The organism is Brassicibacter thermophilus, assembly GCF_055378355.1.
The window spans coordinates 1,978,475-1,997,462 of record NZ_AP042446.1 but is presented as its reverse complement, the minus strand read 5'-3'; the positions used below and the strand labels follow the sequence as shown (position 1 = coordinate 1,997,462).

The window sequence follows — 18,988 nt, the reverse complement described above, 5'->3', positions numbered from 1 at the left end:
TATGACATAATGTGTACGAGTAAGCCAGATGATCGCATGCAAATGCATGAGGAAAGTCCGAGCTCCACAGGGCAAGATGCTGGGTAATACCCAGTAGGGGTGACCCTAAGGAAAGTGCAACAGAGATATACCGCCTAGCTATATAGTTGGGCAAGGGTGGAAAGGTGAGGTAAGAGCTCACCAGCAGCTAGGCGACTAGCTGGCTATGTAAACCCCATCTGGAGCAAGACCAAGTTAGGAACTTGAAAAAGTGGCTGCCCGTCACTGTTCCGTTGGTAGGTCGCTTGAACCTATTGGCAACAATAGGTCTAGATAGATGATCATCTAATACAGAACTCGGCTTATAGGCTTAGTCGTACAATTGTAAAAAACACTAGCTTAAATGGCTAGTGTTTTTTTATGTTGCGCTAGCATGAGTGCTTGTTTGTCAGTGTAAGTCCGATACATGGGCTGGCATTAGCAACCTAATTGTGATTTTACAAGCTTATCTTCACAGTATGAAAATTAAGATTGTCTTAATGAACATAAAATGAATAAAGATTAAAGATTAAAGATTAAAGAAGGAAATATGAATAACATGAAGAAATATATTGTTATGTTATATATTTATTATTTGTTCACAGAGGAATAATATAATGTTAAAATAGTAATTGAAAAATAAAAAAAACAGGTGTACTTATAATATATGATAAAAAAGGAGATGTTTAAATATGAAAGAGATTGTTTTAGCTGGAGGTTGTTTCTGGGGCGTTGAAGCATATATGTCTAGGATAAATGGAGTTATAGAAACAAAAGTAGGGTATGCAAATGGAACAAAAGAAAACCCTACTTATGAAGAAGTATGCACTTCAACAACTGGTCATGCTGAAGCTTGTTATATTAAATATGATGAAAATATTATTGATTTAGAAGAATTATTAAATAGATTTTGGAAAATAATAGATCCAACTCTTAAAAATCGTCAAGGAGGAGACATAGGGCTTCAATATAGAACTGGGATTTATTATGTAGATGAGTCTGATTTAGACATTATATTGAAGACAAAGGAACAACAACAAAAACTATATAATGATCCTATTGTAACAGAAATAGAACCATTAAAATGCTTTTATCTAGCAGAGGAATATCATCAAAAATACTTAGAGAAGAATCCAGATGGTTATTGTCATATTGATTTAAACAAGTGAGAGAATTACATAATACTATTTTAACTTTATAATCTTATAGATTTTGAGTATTTTATAACAAAGTTATAAAATATGCAAATATGAGATTATTAACCAATGAAAGATTAGATGTAACATGTAATGCTTAGCTTAATACAAAAGGGGGAAAGGTGTATGAGTGCTAAGGTTGCAAAATTTATTAGTATTATTACTGTTGTTCCAATAGCAGCAGCTTTTGCTATCACTTGGATATATTTCAATAATAGTGGAGGAGATTTTACTTTTACTTGGTATGCTATGTGTATAATTTTCCTTACTATTTTGCCTATAAGTGCGTATCCTATACAAAAAGTCGTACCTTCTCTAAGGAAAGGAGGAAGAAGGTTACAAAGAAAGCTTGCTTTTATTTTAGCTATATGTGGATATGTTTTAGGAACTATATGTTGTGTTATTTTTAAGCCACCTAAAGATGTCGTTTCAATTTTTTTAGCTTACCTTTTTTCGGGAGTAGTGCTAAGCATATTTAATGGACTTTTTAAAATAAAAGCTAGCGGACATGCTTGTGGAATATCTGGACCATTTATGCTACTATTATATTTGATAGGTAATAATGCATTGTGGACTATAATTTTAATTCCTATAGTTTTTTGGTCAAGAATTAAGCTTAAGAGGCATACATATAAGGAACTTGTATTAGGCACAGTTGTAGGTGTCTTTTCTACGATATTAGCTATTGTTGCAAATTTATATATTTTTGTTTAACTATATTTTTTATTGATGACAAAATAAAAAAACTTTATTAATATTTACCTTAGAAAATATTACATGATGGTAACATGATATAAATACTTTGTAATGTGATTAAAGATAGCTATTGAGAGGGAGGAAATTATATGCCTAAAGTTTTAGATGGAAAATGTGTTGCAAGAGAAATCAAAAAGAATATTAAGGAAAAAGCATCTAATCTAAGAAGAAGAGGGATAATACCTACTTTAGGAATTGTACGTGTAGGGAAGAGACCTGATGATTTAGCATATGAAAGAGGTATTATAAAAAACTGCAAAGCAGTAGATATTGAAAGCAGAGTATTTGAAACTGAAGAAGATATTTCTATGGAAGAGCTTGTTAAGCTTTTAAAGAACATTAATGAAGATAATAGTATTCATGGAATCTTAATATTTAGGCCACTACCTAAACACATTGATGAAGATATCATAAAACAAATAATCAGCCCTGATAAAGATATAGATTGCATGAATCCTATAAATCTTGAAAAAGTTTTTGAGGGAGATTTAAATGGATTTGTTCCTTGTACTCCTAAAGCGGTAGTTGAAATTTTAAAATATTACAATATACCTTTGTTGGGTTCTAATGTTTCTGTAATAAATAGAAGTATGGTTGTTGGAAGACCTCTTAGCATGATGCTTTTAGGAGAAGGATCTACTGTAACTATTTGTCATTCTAAAACTAGAAAACTTCATGAGATTACTTCTAATGCTGACATAGTTGTAACTGCTGTTGGAAAAGCTAAAATGTTTGATTTGAAATACTTTTCAACTAAAAATGTAGTGATTGATGTTGGTATTAATGACGCTGGAAATGGTAAAATATGCGGAGATGTAAATTATGAAGAAGTTGCGGAAAACGTTAAAGCTATTACTCCTGTTCCTGGAGGAGTTGGAAGTGTAACTACATCTATACTACTAGAACATGTAATAAAAGCATGTAATAAAATAGCACTATAGATATTAAAGGGAGAGTTTAAAAACTCTCTCTTTTGTATTTGTACATTGTATTAATAATGATTAACAAAATATTACAAAATAAAACATTTTTCTATGAAGGAAATTGCTTATTATGCAAAGAATATATGAAAGGTAAGGCAAAAGTGAAATAGGGGGGATAATTTTGAAAGTTGAATTTGAAATAATAGGGAAAAATCTTATTGTTAGATTTAATGGGGAATTAGATCATCATACGTCAGAAGAAATAAGAGATGAGATTGACAAAATTTATATTGATAAAGGATTAAAAAATATTATTCTAGATGTTAAGGCTTTAAATTTTATGGATAGTTCTGGAATAGGGTTAATTATGGGTAGATATAAAAAGGTATCAAGCAATAATGGAAAAGTTTATCTTTTACAAGTAAATAAAAGGTTAAAAAAAATATTGTCAATGTGTGGAATATTAAAAATAACAGAAATATACGATGACTTAAATGAATTAATGGACAATATAAGGGAGAGTGATAAAAATGTATAAAAATAATTTTAAATTAGAAATACCAAGTAAATCTCAAAATGAGGCTTTTGCAAGAATAGTAGTAGCAGCATTTGCATCACAGCTTGACCCTACTATTGAAGAATTAGCTGATATAAAAACAGCTGTTTCAGAAGCAGTAACAAATGCTATTATTCATGGATATGATAAAGGTGTTGGAATAGTAACAATAGAGTGTAAAATGGAAGATAACATTATTGAAATTATTATAAAAGATAATGGGAAGGGAATAGAAGATGTAGCGAAAGCGATGGAACCATTTTATACTTCTAAACCTGAATTAGAAAGATCAGGTATGGGGTTTACTGTTATGAATACATTTATGGATAAACTTGAGGTTTACTCGAAAGTTGGAGAAGGAACAATAGTTAAGATGACTAAAGAAATTAAAAGTACTTCTTCTAAGGAGTAGATAATATGAATAGCAATTCTGCAAATAAAAGCGATAGTGAATTGTTAAGCCATGAAGAAACTATGAAGTTAATTAAGAAGGCTCAAAATGGTGATGAAGAAGCACAAAATATTCTTGTAAATAACAACATTGGACTGGTTAGAAGTGTTATAAAAAGATTTAATAACAGAGGATATGAGTCTGAAGACCTTTTCCAACTTGGATGTATAGGCTTAATTAAAGCAATTAAAAAATTTGATATAAAATATGATGTAAGGTTTTCGACATATGCTGTTCCCATGATCATTGGTGAAATAAAAAGATTTTTGAGAGATGATGGAATTATAAAAGTGAGCAGATCACTAAAACAAACAGCAAACAAAGTAAAGGTAGCAAAAGAACATCTAACTAAGCAATTAGACAGGGAACCAACTATTCAGGAAATTTCTGATGAGATACATGTAGATAAAGAAGACATTGTTATGGCTCTAGAGTCAAATTATCATCCGGATTACTTATATGATGTGATACATCAAAATGATGGTTCACCAATTTATCTTATAGATAGGATAGGTGATGACGTAGATTTAGATGGAGAAGTTTTAGATAAGATAATTTTGAAAGAAGTACTTAATGAATTAAAACCTAGAGATAGGCAGGTAATTATTTTAAGGTATTTTAAAGATAAAACTCAGACTGAAGTAGCTAAAATTCTTGGAATATCTCAGGTCCAAGTTTCACGAATAGAAAAAAGAGTATTAAAAAATATGAAAAGTCTTCTATCAAAAACATAAATAAGTAAATGTATAAGGTATATTCATTTATTAAAGGAATCATATTATTACTTTGCTTTAGATATGCGGTCTAAAGCTTATGTAAGATGATTCTTTTATTTTTTGTATTAAAAAATAAATATTACAAATAATAAAAGTACAAAGAATTCGGAGATGATTATATGAAAAAAAAATGGTTTAAATTAACTATATTTATCATATCTATAGTGTCTATAGGATTGATATGGTACTTGTTTTTTAATAATAATAAGATCACAAATGAAATTCCTAAAAGCTCAAAATTAGTTAAAAGCTTCTATGGAACATTAAAAGAAAGGAGAATATGAAATTTCTAATTTGAAGATTTTTATTAAACTTGAGCCAAAAGTAAGTATTTGCAAAGAGCAAATACTTAAAATTAAAGATATTGCAACAATTTATTGTATAGATGAATCAGTTAAAAGTTCGATTTTAGAATTAAATATTAATAATTTAAACTACAATAAAGGTACACAGGTTATATCAATTATCAGAATAATAGATATAATTAATAGCACTTTTGAAGACTTAGACATAGTGGTTTTTGGAGATCCTGAAATTTTGATTGAAATTGAGAATAAATCTAATATAAGACCTTTTTTTAACTTTTTAAAGATATTTTTTGTGTCTACAATATTGTTTTTAGGAGCTGCTTTGGCAATAATTAATTTTCATGAGGATGTAAATATGGATGAATCATTAAAAAAAATATATTACATAATAACAGGAGAAATGAATAATAATCCAGCAATTTTATATATACCTTATTCAATTGGAATTGGGATAGGTATGTTTGCTTTTTTTAACAGTTTTCCAGGAAAGAAAAAGAAAAAGGAACCTAGCCCATTAGAAGTTGAGATGCATTTATATGATAAAAATGTTCAGGACTATATTCTAGACAATACTAAGGATAAAAATAAAATGGGGTGATTAATTGACTAAAGAATTGTTGTTAGTTTTGGTTGCAATTTCAGGAGGTATTGTAGTAGGAAATGCTGCGGCAGCTTTTATAGCATTACTTGAAATAGTACCACGACTTATGCAGCTTACTAATTCAAGAAATATGATAAAGATTTATGAATGGGCAATCATTATTTCACCAATTATTACAAGTATTATATATTTTTTGAATGTAAGTATAGGGCTTAATATACAGTTTATTGTAATTATTGTTGGTTTAGCATTTGGAATATTTGTAGGATTATTAGCCTCTGCCCTTGCAGAGATACTAAATGTGATTCCTGTGTTATCAAGAAAGTTAAATATAGCAAAATATATGTATTATGTTATGTTTGTAATTACTTTTGGGAAAATAGCTGGATCACTTTTTTATTGGTTATCTTTATCAACAAAATAAAATTATAGAGGTGAAAATTATGAAAAATATTAATCAAAAAGAATATGAAAAATATGTAAATAAGAAAATTCCTAAGCCAAATTATGTAAAGAATTGTTTAAGAGCTTTTATAGTTGGAGGATTAATATGTACTTTTGGTCAGCTCATTAATAATTGCTTAAGCAATGCTGGCCTTGATAAAACAAGTGTTTCGTCAGCTACTTCTATTATTTTAATATTTATTGGAGCTTTATTAACTGGATTTGGAGTATATGATAGACTAGGTAAATTTGCAGGAGCAGGTTCTATTGTACCAATAACTGGATTTGCTAATTCTATTGTATCTCCAGCCATGGAATTTAAAAGAGAAGGCTATGTTTTAGGAATTGCAGCAAAAATGTTTGTTGTGGCTGGACCCGTATTAGTTTATGGATTTACTAGCTCAGTAATTGTTGGGATTATTTACATTTTAATAAAATAATTAACTGGGGGAATTAAATTGGCTCAAAAAAAATTAGGAAAACAAACAATAAAATTTAATAATCCTCCTTCAATAATAGGTAACGGTACAGTTGTTGGACAAAAAGAAGGAGAAGGACCATTAAAAGATTATTTTGATATTATTATGCCAGATGACCTTTGGGGGGAGAGTTCTTGGGAGAAAGCTGAGAGCAAAATACAAATTGAGGCATTTAAGTTAGCATTGAGGGATGCAAATATATCTGAAAACAATATTGAATATGTATTTGCAGGTGACTTGCTTAATCAAATAATATCATCTTCTTATGCTATGAGACAATTAAATATACCATATTTTGGCCTATATGGAGCCTGTTCAACTATGTCAGAATCTTTATCTATAGGAGCTATGACTATTGATGGTGGATATGCTGATAATGTAGCATGTATTACATCAAGCCATTTTTGTACTGCAGAAAGGCAATATAGAAATCCTTTAGAACAAGGAAGTCAAAGGCCTTTAACTGCACAATGGACTGTAACTGGTGCAGGAGCAACAATACTTTCAAATGAAGGTAAAGGTCCCTTCATAACTCATATAACTACTGGTAAAGTAATAGATGCAGGAATAAAGGATGCGAATAATATGGGAGCAGCTATGGCACCTGCTGCAATTGATACTATTGTTCAGCATTTTATTGATACTGGTTTTACTCCTGACGATTATGATTTAATAATCACTGGAGATTTAGGCCGTGTTGGAAAATCAGTATTAATGGAATTGATAAGTGAAGAAGGATATGATTTAAGTAAGGTACATACTGATTGTGGTGTTGAGATTTTTGATGATGTAAAACAAGATACTCATTCAGGTGGAAGTGGTTGCGGATGTGCAGCAGTAGTTTTTAATGGATATGTGATTAAGCAAATTAAGTCAGGTATATTTAATAGGGTATTATTAGTTTCCACGGGTGCATTGCATTCACCGACTAGTATTCAACAAGGGGAGTCAATTCCTGGTATTGCTCATGCAGTGACTATAGATATAAACAAAGGGTAGGAGGTAGAATATGGATTATGTAAGAGCTTTTCTAATAGGTGGCTTAATATGTGTAATAGGACAAATAATTATGGATGGAACAAAGTTAACCCCTGCTCATGTTTTGGTATTATTTGTTACATCAGGTGTGGTATTAACTGCAATAGGGATATATGAACCTATAGTTCAATTTGGAGGGGCAGGAGCAACAGTTCCATTACCAGGATTCGGGTATGCATTAGCAAAAGGAGCTATAAAAGCAGTTAATGAAGATGGTTTACTTGGTGCATTTACAGGTGGTATAAAAGCTACTGCTGCAGGAGTAGCAGCAGCAACAGTTTTTGGGTATTTTATAGCAGTACTTTTTGATCCTAAGGCAAAAAAATAAATAATTAAAAATCGGGTAAAAGCCCGATTTTTAATTTCTATTGTCATTATTTTCTTCATCTTCTTTATTGTTTTCAATGATGTTATTATCTTCATTATTTTGATTTTTATCTACATCAGTATCTTCATCATTGTTAAACCAGTTCCATAACCAATCATCAAATATACTTTTTTCAGGTTTAGTATGGATATCACATTCTTCTGTTGGAGCAGTATATTGGTAATCTAACGGAACTATACCATTATTTTCATCTGGATTATATGGTGGATCACGTTTTATAAATACTTTTTTCTCCACAAGGTCATCTGGACAATATTCAGTAGCTATTTTATTTGTGCTAGTGTCTATATCTAATTCTACATGTGCATCACAGTATTCTGTTGGTTCAGTACCTTTAATGAAGATTTCTGTTCTAACCTGACTACCTCTAGGATCTTTTGAACATAATTCAGTTGCTAATTTACCTGATACAGTACATATTTGCTTTGTAACAAATCCATCTTCTACAGGGAAGTCTTTAGCTGGCAAATCTTTATGAATTTCTTTCATAATAATTGACCAAAATTGTGCTGCAGTACTGCTACCTTTTGAAAGCTTAATTTGTGGCGAATCGCTACCTATCCAAACTCCAGTTACATAATAAGGAGTATATCCAACAAACCATATGTCAGCTTTATCTTGTGTAGTACCTGTTTTACCTGCAACTGGAATATTTACATTACCTGGAAATAATTTTGCTCTATTACCAAGACCACTTGTTACAGTAGATTTTAGTATATCTGTCATTAGATATGCAACTTGTGGTGAAACTACACTTGTTTTATTAGGATTATTTTCATAAATAATATTTCCATCTTTATCCACAATTTTAGTAAAAGATATAGGCTCGATGTATATGCCTCTGTTTGCTATAGCACCATAAGCAGCAGTAAGCTCTAAAGGAGTTAGTCCTCTTGACATTCCTCCTAAGGCAAGAGATGAATAATTTTCATCATTTATTTTTTTGTTTTCTGCTCTTGTGATAAAGCTATCACTCTCAGGATGTTCTTCATCTATTATTCCCATTCTTGTAAGATATTCAATAGATGTATCTATACCAATGGTTTCAAGAACTTTTACAGCATTAACATTTATAGATTGTTCTACAGATCTTCTTAGTGTTGTTAATCCCCAATATTTATTTGCTTTATATTCATACCAGTTTTTTGGCCATCTATTACCATTACTATCATAATGAGGAATATCATCAATAATTGAAGCTGCAGTAAATCCATTATCTAATGCGGGAAGATAAACACTTATAGGTTTAATAGCCGACCCAGGTTGTCGATGTGAGTTAGTAGCTCTATTTAGAATTTTGTTACCCTTTACATTTCTCCCGCCAACTAATGCTTTAATTTGTCCTGTTGTGTAGTCAATTACTACTGCTGCTGATTGAGGTTGTACTACACCATTAATATCATTATTTAGAAAATAGTTTGAGCTTATTATTAAATTATTATTTGAATCTATAGAATAAAAATCTTTATGTTCATTTAAAAAGTTATTTGATATAATTAGTTCTTTGTTTTTACTTATACTATAATTTTCACTTGACAATGATAGTGAACCCACTGTATGAGTAACAAGATTTTTTTTATCATCAATTGTGTAGTAGTCCTGTATATCTATTGTTTTAGGATAAAGGTTTAATTTATTGTTTTTAATGACTAATGAGCCTTCATCTGAAAACCTATATGTTCCATTTTCTATTATTAAATTATTGTTATCATTAAACAAGTTAGTCTTATTATAGTAAATTATATTATTATTATTATCGATTATGTTTTTATATTTGTCTATACTCCAATCTATTAAAATAGGAGTATTATATTTAGATAAGTCACCAAACAACATTTCGCCAAAATTGTCGTATATATCTTCTATCTTTTTTTGTAGATTCAAATCTAATGTTGAGTAAATATTAAGACCACCAGAATAAACTAATCTTTCAGCTTCTTCTTTTGTATATCCTACCTTTTTTTCCAAGACATCTAAAACTTGATACTTAACATAATCAGCAAAGTAGGAAGATATTCCTTCTGCCGATGTTTGACCTGGTTTAAGAGCTGCTCTCATGTCTTCATTTAGTGCACTATTATACTCAGCATCTGTAATGCAACCTAATTCTTTCATTTTTTTAAGAATAATTCTTTGACGTTCAACAGCTTTTGGATTAAATACAGCTGTATATCTAACGCCATCAACATCTACATACCCTAATATATCTTCTTCATTTACATTTTCAGGATTTAGATACCTAAGGTAAGGAGTGTAAGTAGATGTTGCTTTTGCAATTCCAGCAATTAATGCACATTCTGCTAAAGAAAGTTCACTTACATCTTTTGAAAAATATGCTTGTGCAGCTTCTTGCACACCATATACTCCTTTGCCAAGAGGTATAGTATTAAGGTATGCTTCTAAAATTTGATCTTTTGTTAATTGTTTTTCAATCTGAATGGCTAAATAAGCTTCTTTTATTTTTCTATCAAGCTTTTTTTCATTTGTAAGATATAGATTTCTAGCAAGCTGTTGGGTAATAGTACTTGCACCTCTTACAGTTTCTCCTGCTTTTATATTATCAATAAAAGCAGCTATAATGCCCTTAAAGTCTACCCCAATATGGCTTTTAAACCTTTCGTCTTCAATAGCAATAAAAGCATTTTGTAAATTTTTAGGTATTTTATCTAAGCTTACTATAGTTCGAAATTGATTTGAATGGATTTTTTCTATGAGATTTCCATTCTGATCTAATATTACAGATGTTTCACTTAATAGAGATTCAATGTTTGTTGGGTCAATTTTTGGAGCATTCTTAATTGCAGCTAGGACTAAACCACCAACTGCTCCTGCTGTTATAAAACATGTCAATAAAATAATAACTAATATAAGTCTAAATATACTTATTTTCTTTTTTTTCTTAACTCTTCTAGGAGAAGCTTTTTTTTCTTTATCTTGTGTCATAATTAAAGACCTCCTTATAAGAATGAAGGTGACTGAAATTTGTTATCTAAATAATAAAATTATTATACCATATAAACATAGTATTGTTAACTAAATCAATAAATAATCAAAAGTGTATTAAATATTTCATATATGAATATTTCTAAATTAATACTATTAATCATAATTTTTTACTGTATACTATATTAGTTTTCCTACATATATTATATAAGGGGTGTTTTTTGTAATGTATAAGAATAGGGGGAGAAATAAATTATTTATAATAATTGTTATAATAACTACTTTGATAATCTACGGCTTTATTGTATTAGATAGAAACATAAAACCCTCTGTACTAGCAATTAGTGAGGTGAAAGCTAGAATAATAGCTACACAAGCTATTAATGATTCTATTAAAGCTAAGATAAAAGATGATATTAAATATAAAGATTTAATTTTTGTAAAATACGACAACGAAGGTAAGGTTACTATGATGCAAGCAAATACAGTGCTTATGAATTCAATAGCTTCTGATGTGGCATTAGAAGTTCAAAATAATATCAGGCAAATATCTACTAGTAATGTAGAAATACCACTTGGAAATGCCTTTAATAGTCAATTGCTTTCACAATATGGTCCTAAAATTAAATTAAGAATTGTTCCTCAAGGAACTGTGACCGTTGACTTTGCTACAGAGTTTGAAGAATCAGGTATTAACCAAACTCGACATAAGGTGTATCTAATAATTATTACTAATGTTAGAATTATTGTACCTTTGGCTTCAGATACCATTAGAATTGCTACTACTATTCCTATAGCAGAAACTATAATAGTAGGTGATGTTCCGGAAAGTTATATTAATGTACCTGAAGAAGAATTTCTAAATGTAGTTGATTGAGTAATAAACGACATAATAAATATTCTTGTTAATTATATATGTGAGGGAATTGTTAATTACATAAGGTATTATGGTATTGTATGAATAAGTTACGATGAAAGTATATTTTTAAAAAGGGTATAAATTAAGTGTTGAAATTGGGTGTTAATATATATGCAATTGACAATCAATGAAGAGGAGAGTACAATTTAATCAAGTGAAAAACAGTATGAGGTGAACATATGAATAAGAGTACAAATTTTGATAAAAGAGAAAAAGTCCTTTTAGTTGGAGTTGATTTAGGTAAAAAGGATGAAATAGATATAGATACTTCTATGAAAGAACTTGAAAATTTAGTAACAGCAGCTGACGGAGAAGTTGTTACAAGTATTATTCAGAGTAGAGAAAGAATTGATTCAGCGTTTTATATTGGAAAAGGAAAAGCTGAAGAAATTGCTACTTATTGTGATGAACTTGATATAGATACAGTAGTATTTAATGATGAACTTTCTGGAGTACAGGCTAGGAATTTAGAAGAAATTATAAATAAAAAAATAATTGATAGAACTAGTATTATTCTTGATATATTTGCTCAAAGAGCAAGTTCCAAGGAAGGAAAGTTACAGGTTGAATTAGCACAGCTTAAATATCGCCTCCCAAGGCTTGTAGGATTCAGAAAATATCTTTCAAGAACAGGTGGTGGAATAGGAACCAGAGGGCCTGGAGAAAAAAAGCTTGAAACCGATAGAAGACATATCATGAGGGAAATAAAAGAAATAGAGTCACAACTACATGACTTGAAAAAAGTTAGAATGGTGAAAAGAAAAAAGAGATTAAAATCTCAATTGCCAATAGTTGCTTTAGTTGGTTATACAAATGCAGGCAAATCTACTCTTTTAAATGCTCTTATAAAACACTATAAAGACTATGATAGAAGCAAAGAAGTATTCACTTATGATATGTTATTTGCAACATTAGATACTACCCTAAGAAAGGCTACATTTCCTAACGGACAGGATTTTTTAATAACGGATACCGTAGGTTTTGTAAACAAGCTACCTACTCATCTTATTGAAGCTTTTAAAGGAACTTTAGAAGAAGTAAAATATGCAGATTTACTTTTACACGTTGTTGATGCAAGTAGTGAAAATATAGACATGCAAATAAAGACTACAATGTCCATATTAAAAGAGATGCAGGTTTTAGATAAAAAGATTATAACTGTATATAATAAAATAGATAAAGTGGAAAAAGAAGATGAATTAATTATTAATTCTAATGCTCCTAAAATATTTATATCTGCAAAAGAAGAATTAAATATCGAGAAGCTTCTCTATATGATACAGGAAAATATTCCACAAAGGTATCGAAAAGTAAGTTTTTTAATTCCATATGATAAAAGTGATATAGTATCATATCTTTTTGATAATACAAAAGTAGAAAAAAATGAATATGTTGAGGAAGGTATTTTAATCAAGACAACGGTTAATGAAATTGATTATAATAGATTAAGGAAATATATAAAGTAAAAATTTTATATGAAGAATTGGACATTTAAAGTATATTCAAAAATGAGTAAATTGCATAATACTTAAGGGTCATAATTTTGTAATTTGTAGATTTTTATTATGCGAGTTCATAAAATATTTTATTTATCGTATTAAGGATGATATAAATGGATTCTACGAAAATAAATTGGGAAAATATAAGCAATCTTGATGACCATTTTATAACATATTTGCTATATAAAGAAGGTAAAAGTATTGATGCTATAGCATTGATTAGACGAATAAATAAATGCGAGGTTGAAAGACATATAATAAAATGCAAAATGTTATTAGTAGATAAAGAAAAAAGAAATGATAAATTAGTAAATCTTATAAGTATGGACAAAAGTGAAAGGTTACAATACATTAATAGTCTAAATAATGATGAAAGGAATATAATTATCGATGAAATATATAAGAGATATATAAAGTTTAAAAATACTGAAGATAGAATGATATTAATTTGGTTAATAGGTGAGCTTAAAGCATTAAAGCTTGTTCCTTTTTTAAGAATGGAACTTAGAAGCAAAAATGTTAATTATAGAAGACTTGCTTGTTCAGCTTTAGGAAAGATTCGCTATAGAGAAGCAAAAAATTGGCTTGAAGACGCTATATTTGATGTGAATCCTCAGGTTAGACAGTATGCAATAAAAGCCTTAATTCATATTGGTGATGAAAATACAATTAAAAAACTAGAAAACATATTAAATAATGATAAAGAGAAAAGATATGTTAAAGTTGCAGCATTAAAAGCAATAAAACAAATTAAGAATAGAAAAGGATAAATTGCATAAAATATTTATAATAATATTTATATTTTTTTAAAGTTAAAATAAAACATATAATACATTTTTAATACTATAAATTTTCAGAAAAATATTGAAATTTCGAGAGCTTTAATGTATTATGTAATTAGAAGTGGAAACGATTGCAATGTTGCAATAATAATATAATAAAATATGTAAGGAGGAATTCTACCAATGATATTTAGAAGCTGTGCTGGAGGCATTGTATTCAGCGGAGAGAAGGTTTTTTTATTAAAAAATGACAAGGGAGAATGGGTATTACCAAAAGGAAAAATTCGTAATGGTTTGTTAGCTTCTGAGACTGCCGTTGAACGTGTTAAAGTTGAAGCTAATTTAGATGCAGAGATTATTTCTACTGCAGGGGAAACCAGTTACGAATTTTATTCTTTTTCTAGGCAAAAACCGGTTTGTAATCAAATAGTTTGGTTTATTATGAATGCGAAGGATGATAATTTTGAAGTTAATAAGGAAATAGGATTTTTAGACGGAGGTTTTTTTACTTTAGAAGAGTCAATGAACAAGATAACTTATAGTCAGGATAAATCATTGGTTAGACTTTCATATAAAAAATATTTAAAATTAAAGGAAAAAGAGAAATTAATTGTATAAAGGGCAATATGCCCTTTTTCTTTTTTAAAAGATTATATGGGCAAATTTATAAATTAGATTGTTTTTTTTGTTATAATATATAAGTAATTAAGAGGATTTAAGGGAGGAAATTATCATGATAGAAAGATACAGAACTATACATAGTTTTGGTAGCAATGAAATTATTATAAACAAATCAAGATTTATAGGTTATGCTAAGCCTATCAAATCCGAAGAGGAGGCATTAGAGTTTATTGATGAAATTAAGATTAAGCATAAGGATGCTACTCATAATGTCTATGCATATGTTGTAGGAGAAAATAGTAATATCCAAAGATATAATGATGATGGAGAACCTAGTGGGACTGCAGGGATTCCTGTATTAGAAGTAATAAAAAAGGAAAATTTAAGGAATGTAGTAGTTGTAGTTACTAGATATTTTGGTGGAATAAAACTTGGAGCAGGTGGACTTATTAGAGCTTATACTAAAGGAGCGAAGATAGCACTTGAAGCAGGAAATATTGTAGAGAAAGTGCTATTTAAAATAATAAAGGGTAGGATTGATTATACTTTATATGGCAAAGTGGAAAATGATATAATAGCTAAAGGCTATATAATTGATGATGTGAAATATGATGACAAAGTAAATATATATATATTATGTGAAATAAGTAAGCAAGAAATACTGAAAAAATTACTTATAGAAGTTACAAATGCTAGAGTATTAATTGAGGATGTAGGTGAAAAATATTTTTCATTAAAAAATAATGAAATAATTGTTTAAGGAATTATATAATGAAATTTGATTTTACATTACCGAGTTAAATTTATTTATGATTATTTTCCTTACTTAATATTGTATAAATACCCATGATCAATAAAAAGATTCCAAACATTTTCCTTAAAATATTCGCTGAAATATTAGTGGCTATAAGTGAACCACATATAGCTCCAATTAAACCGAATAGGATGATAGGAAATATTATTTTAAATTTAATATTTTTATTTATAAGATGTGTTATCAATGCAACACATGCAATTGGAATGAATGCTATTAAATTTATGCCTTGTGCTTCATGTTGATTTAAGTTTGCAAATAAAATTAAAGAAGGGATTAATATAGTGCCTCCTCCTATCCCCATACCACTTATTATTCCAGATATTAATCCTATAATAAACAATATCATCCTATTATCATCCTAATCGCAGCAAAAATCATAAAAGTACCAAAAATTTTTCTCAAAAATTTAGTTGGAATTTTATTTAATAATTTAGAACCTATAAAACTTCCAATCATTCCTCCTATTATAACTATAATTGCTACCTTGAAAATTAACATATCTTTTTTAAAGTATATTATTGTACTTATTATGCTTAAGGGTAATATTATTGATATTGCAGTTGCATGAGCCTTGTGGTCTTCTATGTGCAAAATAAATACCATTGCAGGAACTAAAATTGTACCTCCACCTGATCCAAAAAGGCCATTTATTATACCGGCTATTAAGCCTATAAGCATCATTTTAATTTGATATATATTTATTTTCATATAAATCTCCTTATGAAACAAAATTGAAATAGAATTAAATATCATTTATTAATTTTTCCTAAATACGTTTACTTATTCGATATTGAAATAAAAAATGTTTATTACTTAGTGTATAATTTTAGTAGACAAAATTACAAAAAAATAAAAAAGATGCCCAAAGTTATCTTTAAATATAGATGACTAGCTGATAAGTTAATTAAAGAAAAAAAATTGTAGATCTAGCAATAGATGAATCATACAGAAAGACAGTAGTATTGTTTGAAAAAATGGATGGACTATGGGTAAATATGCAAGATTTAAAAGAAGCAAAGATAGCTAAAGAATTTAATGTAATGGTATTGCATAACTAACTATTACTTGACAGTAACCGTTTATTATAGCAAATTGATGCATATATAATTTTGTGTTAAAATATTTATGAAGTTAGGTGATAGGAGGATAAGATATGTCAGGACATTCAAAATGGTCAACAATTAAGAGAAAAAAAGGAGAAGCTGATGCAAAAAGGGGAAAGATATTTACAAAATTAACAAGGTATATAACTGTTGCTGTGAGAGATGGTGGTCCGGATCCGGAATATAATCCTGCGCTTAAGAGTGCAATAGAAAAAGCTAAAGCAGAAAACATGCCTAATGATAATATAGAGAGAGCTATTAAGAAAGCTATAGGAGATCAAAATAGCACTAATTATGAAGAAATAGTATATGAAGGCTATGGTCCAGCTGGAGTAGCTGTATTTGTTGAGTGCTTAACTGATAATAGAAATAGAACTGCATCAGATGTTAGACATGCATTCGATAAATTTGGAGGGAAATTAGGAGCTACTGGTTGTGTATCATGGATGTTTGACAGGAAAGGGTTGTTAGTCATAGAAAAAGACGAATCTATAGATGAAGAAGAATTAATGCTTCAAGCTATAGATGCTGGAGCAGAAGATTTTGAGATTGAAAATGAATATTATGAAGTTACTACATCCCCTGAAAACTTTTCGCAAGTTCGTGATAACCTTAAAGAACTAGGGTATGAATTTTCTACAGCAGACATAACGTATATACCTCAAAATTATACAAAATTGAATAATGAAGCTGATATAAAAAATATGAATAAACTTATTGAAACTTTAGAAGATAACGATGACGTTCAAAATGTGTATCATAATTGGGATGTTCCAGAAGAATAATGAATAATTAGATTTATTTATGTTGAATTAAGATATAACCACTTTTTATTTTGTTATAAAAAACAAGGTAAGAAGTGGTTATTTTTTGCGAATTTTTAAATTACTAAAGCAAGGTGTTATAATATTCTTCTTATGTGGTAATAATTGCTAAGGGAGGGATATTTATGCCTGCTAAACCACTTAAACTATGGGAAATTTATGAAGAACTAAAAAAAAATTTTTTGTATGAAAATGATATTAATTCTATCTATATCCTCCTTACACTTTACGATTTAGAAGAAAATATAAGTAATATTTGTCCTAAATATATGTGTACTAAAAACATAAAAAAGAAAATCAGGTATGTTTTGAAAGATAGGTTAGATAGAGATATAATATCTCACAATATTAGTCTGCTTATACATGAAGATATAAGCAGACTAGAATTATGTTTTTACTTAGAAGGATATAAATATGGATTTTATAATAACAAGTGGGTAAATATACTGGAAGAAAATGCTATAGAACGGTTTGGTATCAATAAAATCTATGGTAAAAAATATTTATTTCATTTTGATACAACTGATGAAATAAAGAAATTAAAGGCGTCAATTGAAAGAAGTATAGACAATAAGGAGAAAAAAGAAAAATATATAGAAAGTTTAGTTTTTACTTTTTCAAATAGAGTGATTAAGAAAAAAATTGTAAATTTAGAAGAATATTTAGATAAACAGTTAAAAATAGAGTTTAATCCTTATTCATATCATATAAATGAAGGTTTTTCTAAAATTAGGGATGAAGAGCTGGATAAGATTTATTTTACCATTGTAATTAATGCTATAAAAAATTTTAAGAAGATTTATAAAGATGCATGCTGGTTTGCATTAAACGATAAAGTATTAAAAAGGTATACATAGAGTATAAATTAGGTAAAATTGGATAAAATATTCCCTTAGAAGGCTAAGGAGGGATAATATGAAGAAGTATTTATTTATTATGTTGCTTATATGTGTAGTATTAACGCTTGCTAGTTTTGTGTTTAGTTATTATATAATGGATAAAAACATTAGTGAAAAGCCAAGTAAAGGGATATCTGAAAATATGTATTTAGAAGATAACAAAGTTAGTGATGAAAATATACTTAGTATAAGTAAAGGTGAAAACCATGTTTCTCCTAATACGACTATTAAGTATATTATATATTACACAGAATGTGGGCATACATTAACTAAAATAGTGGAACCATTTGATGAAATTATTAACATGAACCAAAAGCAGTTCGAGGAATATATTAAGAATAATTTAGAAGAATCTAGACTAATTTCTTTTTCAAATAAGGAAATTATTATTGAAAAAAAAATTAACTCTTTATGCCCAAATCATTTTATAATAGGAGAAACAAATGGCAAGATAGCTATTTATAAAATCAATGAAAAAGGTGAAAAAATATTAGACAAGATTCTAGAAAATTCATCTATAAAAATGTTAAAAGATATAGACCAGCAAAAACTGAAAAATGGAATTAGAGTTGATAGTGAAGAGGAATTAACAGATGTTCTTGAAAACTTTATTAGTTAATATTTCTTATTTTATAAATATTTTATTC

The 18,988-nt window shown here is 28.7% G+C and carries 23 protein-coding genes and 1 other RNA gene; 21 read left to right on the top strand and 3 right to left on the bottom strand.

The features are described 5' to 3' along the window. The first annotated feature begins 16 nt into the window (after nucleotides 1-16). The 13 genes from rnpB to spoVAE all read left to right on the top strand — a co-directional run bounded on the left by rnpB (nucleotide 17) and on the right by spoVAE (nucleotide 7,874). Nucleotides 17-360, top strand: an RNA gene (gene rnpB, locus ACZ41D_RS09555) — RNase P RNA component class A. A gap of 350 nt (nucleotides 361-710) precedes the next feature. After that, a complete protein-coding gene (gene msrA / locus ACZ41D_RS09550; RefSeq protein ID WP_464151210.1) occupies nucleotides 711-1,187 on the top strand; it encodes a peptide-methionine (S)-S-oxide reductase MsrA in 477 nt (158 codons plus the stop codon). Between the two features lie 153 nt (nucleotides 1,188-1,340). Beyond that, entirely contained in the window at nucleotides 1,341-1,928 is a 588-nt protein-coding gene (locus ACZ41D_RS09545; protein WP_464151209.1) for a hypothetical protein, read from the top strand. A gap of 131 nt (nucleotides 1,929-2,059) precedes the next feature. Continuing rightward, nucleotides 2,060-2,911 carry a bifunctional 5,10-methylenetetrahydrofolate dehydrogenase/5,10-methenyltetrahydrofolate cyclohydrolase gene (locus ACZ41D_RS09540; protein ID WP_464151208.1) on the top strand — a complete coding sequence of 284 codons (852 nt, stop codon included), beginning with the start codon at nucleotides 2,060-2,062 and terminating at the stop codon, nucleotides 2,909-2,911. A 163-nt stretch (nucleotides 2,912-3,074) separates the two neighbouring features. Continuing rightward, complete coding sequence (gene spoIIAA, locus ACZ41D_RS09535) at nucleotides 3,075-3,431, top strand: anti-sigma F factor antagonist (protein ID WP_464151207.1); 357 nt, start codon at nucleotides 3,075-3,077, stop codon at nucleotides 3,429-3,431. Then, nucleotides 3,424-3,861, top strand: a complete 438-nt coding sequence (gene spoIIAB, locus ACZ41D_RS09530) for an anti-sigma F factor (RefSeq protein ID WP_464151206.1) — start codon at nucleotides 3,424-3,426, stop codon at nucleotides 3,859-3,861. Before spoIIAA ends, spoIIAB begins: the two co-directional genes overlap by 8 nt. 5 nt (nucleotides 3,862-3,866) lie before the next feature. Then, nucleotides 3,867-4,634 carry an RNA polymerase sporulation sigma factor SigF gene (sigF, locus tag ACZ41D_RS09525; RefSeq protein ID WP_464151205.1) on the top strand — a complete coding sequence of 256 codons (768 nt, stop codon included), beginning with the start codon at nucleotides 3,867-3,869 and terminating at the stop codon, nucleotides 4,632-4,634. A 161-nt stretch (nucleotides 4,635-4,795) separates the two neighbouring features. Beyond that, on the top strand, nucleotides 4,796-4,960 hold the full coding sequence (locus ACZ41D_RS09520; protein WP_464151204.1) for a hypothetical protein: 165 nt from the start codon (nucleotides 4,796-4,798) through the stop codon (nucleotides 4,958-4,960). Between the two features lie 10 nt (nucleotides 4,961-4,970). Beyond that, nucleotides 4,971-5,582: a stage V sporulation protein AA gene (locus tag ACZ41D_RS09515; RefSeq protein WP_464151203.1), complete on the top strand. Its 612-nt coding sequence runs from the start codon at nucleotides 4,971-4,973 to the stop codon at nucleotides 5,580-5,582. Nucleotides 5,583-5,586: 4 nt separating this feature from the next. After that, complete coding sequence (locus ACZ41D_RS09510) at nucleotides 5,587-6,009, top strand: stage V sporulation protein AB (protein WP_464151202.1); 423 nt, start codon at nucleotides 5,587-5,589, stop codon at nucleotides 6,007-6,009. A 19-nt stretch (nucleotides 6,010-6,028) separates the two neighbouring features. Beyond that, entirely contained in the window at nucleotides 6,029-6,469 is a 441-nt protein-coding gene (spoVAC, locus tag ACZ41D_RS09505) for a stage V sporulation protein AC (protein ID WP_464151201.1), read from the top strand. Between the two features lie 18 nt (nucleotides 6,470-6,487). Next, on the top strand, nucleotides 6,488-7,507 hold the full coding sequence (gene spoVAD / locus ACZ41D_RS09500; RefSeq protein WP_464151200.1) for a stage V sporulation protein AD: 1,020 nt from the start codon (nucleotides 6,488-6,490) through the stop codon (nucleotides 7,505-7,507). Between the two features lie 10 nt (nucleotides 7,508-7,517). Then, nucleotides 7,518-7,874 carry a stage V sporulation protein AE gene (spoVAE, locus tag ACZ41D_RS09495; RefSeq protein WP_464151199.1) on the top strand — a complete coding sequence of 119 codons (357 nt, stop codon included), beginning with the start codon at nucleotides 7,518-7,520 and terminating at the stop codon, nucleotides 7,872-7,874. Nucleotides 7,875-7,904: 30 nt separating this feature from the next. On the opposite strand, the gene ACZ41D_RS09490 is transcribed toward spoVAE, so the two are convergent. Further along, entirely contained in the window at nucleotides 7,905-10,877 is a 2,973-nt protein-coding gene (locus ACZ41D_RS09490; protein ID WP_464151198.1) for a penicillin-binding protein 1A, read from the bottom strand. Between the two features lie 226 nt (nucleotides 10,878-11,103). Here ACZ41D_RS09490 and yunB point away from each other — a divergent pair, with 226 nt between their 5' ends. The 5 genes from yunB (at nucleotide 11,104) to ACZ41D_RS09465 (ending at nucleotide 15,458) form a co-directional block, all read left to right on the top strand. Beyond that, nucleotides 11,104-11,754: a sporulation protein YunB gene (yunB, locus tag ACZ41D_RS09485; protein WP_464151197.1), complete on the top strand. Its 651-nt coding sequence runs from the start codon at nucleotides 11,104-11,106 to the stop codon at nucleotides 11,752-11,754. Between the two features lie 221 nt (nucleotides 11,755-11,975). Further along, nucleotides 11,976-13,262, top strand: coding sequence for a GTPase HflX (hflX, locus tag ACZ41D_RS09480; protein WP_464151196.1), 1,287 nt, complete (start codon nucleotides 11,976-11,978; stop codon nucleotides 13,260-13,262). A gap of 146 nt (nucleotides 13,263-13,408) precedes the next feature. Next, nucleotides 13,409-14,065 (top strand): HEAT repeat domain-containing protein, encoded by a 657-nt coding sequence (locus ACZ41D_RS09475; protein WP_464151195.1) that lies wholly within the window; start codon nucleotides 13,409-13,411, stop codon nucleotides 14,063-14,065. 195 nt (nucleotides 14,066-14,260) lie between these two features. Then, nucleotides 14,261-14,695: an NUDIX domain-containing protein gene (locus ACZ41D_RS09470; protein ID WP_464151194.1), complete on the top strand. Its 435-nt coding sequence runs from the start codon at nucleotides 14,261-14,263 to the stop codon at nucleotides 14,693-14,695. A gap of 115 nt (nucleotides 14,696-14,810) precedes the next feature. Beyond that, nucleotides 14,811-15,458, top strand: a complete 648-nt coding sequence (locus ACZ41D_RS09465) for a YigZ family protein (protein ID WP_464151193.1) — start codon at nucleotides 14,811-14,813, stop codon at nucleotides 15,456-15,458. Between the two features lie 43 nt (nucleotides 15,459-15,501). Here ACZ41D_RS09465 and ACZ41D_RS09460 read toward each other — a convergent pair whose 3' ends face one another. Further along, a complete protein-coding gene (locus ACZ41D_RS09460; RefSeq protein ID WP_464151192.1) occupies nucleotides 15,502-15,861 on the bottom strand; it encodes a TSUP family transporter in 360 nt (119 codons plus the stop codon). Then, nucleotides 15,858-16,223, bottom strand: coding sequence for a sulfite exporter TauE/SafE family protein (locus ACZ41D_RS09455; protein ID WP_464151191.1), 366 nt, complete (start codon nucleotides 16,221-16,223; stop codon nucleotides 15,858-15,860). Before ACZ41D_RS09455 ends, ACZ41D_RS09460 begins: the two co-directional genes overlap by 4 nt. A gap of 445 nt (nucleotides 16,224-16,668) precedes the next feature. On the opposite strand from ACZ41D_RS09455, the gene ACZ41D_RS09450 reads away from it, so the two are divergent. The 3 genes from ACZ41D_RS09450 to ACZ41D_RS09440 all read left to right on the top strand — a co-directional run bounded on the left by ACZ41D_RS09450 (nucleotide 16,669) and on the right by ACZ41D_RS09440 (nucleotide 18,960). Next, on the top strand, nucleotides 16,669-17,403 hold the full coding sequence (locus tag ACZ41D_RS09450) for a YebC/PmpR family DNA-binding transcriptional regulator (RefSeq protein ID WP_464151190.1): 735 nt from the start codon (nucleotides 16,669-16,671) through the stop codon (nucleotides 17,401-17,403). A gap of 164 nt (nucleotides 17,404-17,567) precedes the next feature. Then, entirely contained in the window at nucleotides 17,568-18,299 is a 732-nt protein-coding gene (locus ACZ41D_RS09445; protein ID WP_464151189.1) for a hypothetical protein, read from the top strand. Nucleotides 18,300-18,357: 58 nt separating this feature from the next. Beyond that, nucleotides 18,358-18,960: a BofC C-terminal domain-containing protein gene (locus ACZ41D_RS09440; RefSeq protein ID WP_464151188.1), complete on the top strand. Its 603-nt coding sequence runs from the start codon at nucleotides 18,358-18,360 to the stop codon at nucleotides 18,958-18,960. Nucleotides 18,961-18,988: the final 28 nt, after the last annotated feature.

What these genes read in the sequence shown, in the direction of transcription:
- msrA (WP_464151210.1), top strand. Translation starts at nt 711, where the DNA reads ATGAAAGAGATTGTTTTAGCTGGAGGTTGTTTCTGGGGCGTTGAAGCA.
- ACZ41D_RS09545 (WP_464151209.1), top strand. Translation starts at nt 1,341, where the DNA reads ATGAGTGCTAAGGTTGCAAAATTTATTAGTATTATTACTGTTGTTCCA.
- ACZ41D_RS09540 (WP_464151208.1), top strand. Translation starts at nt 2,060, where the DNA reads ATGCCTAAAGTTTTAGATGGAAAATGTGTTGCAAGAGAAATCAAAAAG.
- spoIIAB (WP_464151206.1), top strand. Translation starts at nt 3,424, where the DNA reads ATGTATAAAAATAATTTTAAATTAGAAATACCAAGTAAATCTCAAAAT.
- sigF (WP_464151205.1), top strand. Translation starts at nt 3,867, where the DNA reads ATGAATAGCAATTCTGCAAATAAAAGCGATAGTGAATTGTTAAGCCAT.
- ACZ41D_RS09520 (WP_464151204.1), top strand. Translation starts at nt 4,796, where the DNA reads ATGAAAAAAAAATGGTTTAAATTAACTATATTTATCATATCTATAGTG.
- spoVAC (WP_464151201.1), top strand. Translation starts at nt 6,029, where the DNA reads ATGAAAAATATTAATCAAAAAGAATATGAAAAATATGTAAATAAGAAA.
- spoVAE (WP_464151199.1), top strand. Translation starts at nt 7,518, where the DNA reads ATGGATTATGTAAGAGCTTTTCTAATAGGTGGCTTAATATGTGTAATA.
- ACZ41D_RS09490 (WP_464151198.1), bottom strand. Translation starts at nt 10,877, where the DNA reads ATGACACAAGATAAAGAAAAAAAAGCTTCTCCTAGAAGAGTTAAGAAA.
- yunB (WP_464151197.1), top strand. Translation starts at nt 11,104, where the DNA reads ATGTATAAGAATAGGGGGAGAAATAAATTATTTATAATAATTGTTATA.
- hflX (WP_464151196.1), top strand. Translation starts at nt 11,976, where the DNA reads ATGAATAAGAGTACAAATTTTGATAAAAGAGAAAAAGTCCTTTTAGTT.
- ACZ41D_RS09475 (WP_464151195.1), top strand. Translation starts at nt 13,409, where the DNA reads ATGGATTCTACGAAAATAAATTGGGAAAATATAAGCAATCTTGATGAC.
- ACZ41D_RS09470 (WP_464151194.1), top strand. Translation starts at nt 14,261, where the DNA reads ATGATATTTAGAAGCTGTGCTGGAGGCATTGTATTCAGCGGAGAGAAG.
- ACZ41D_RS09465 (WP_464151193.1), top strand. Translation starts at nt 14,811, where the DNA reads ATGATAGAAAGATACAGAACTATACATAGTTTTGGTAGCAATGAAATT.
- ACZ41D_RS09460 (WP_464151192.1), bottom strand. Translation starts at nt 15,861, where the DNA reads ATGATATTGTTTATTATAGGATTAATATCTGGAATAATAAGTGGTATG.
- ACZ41D_RS09455 (WP_464151191.1), bottom strand. Translation starts at nt 16,223, where the DNA reads ATGAAAATAAATATATATCAAATTAAAATGATGCTTATAGGCTTAATA.
- ACZ41D_RS09450 (WP_464151190.1), top strand. Translation starts at nt 16,669, where the DNA reads ATGTCAGGACATTCAAAATGGTCAACAATTAAGAGAAAAAAAGGAGAA.
- ACZ41D_RS09445 (WP_464151189.1), top strand. Translation starts at nt 17,568, where the DNA reads ATGCCTGCTAAACCACTTAAACTATGGGAAATTTATGAAGAACTAAAA.
- ACZ41D_RS09440 (WP_464151188.1), top strand. Translation starts at nt 18,358, where the DNA reads ATGAAGAAGTATTTATTTATTATGTTGCTTATATGTGTAGTATTAACG.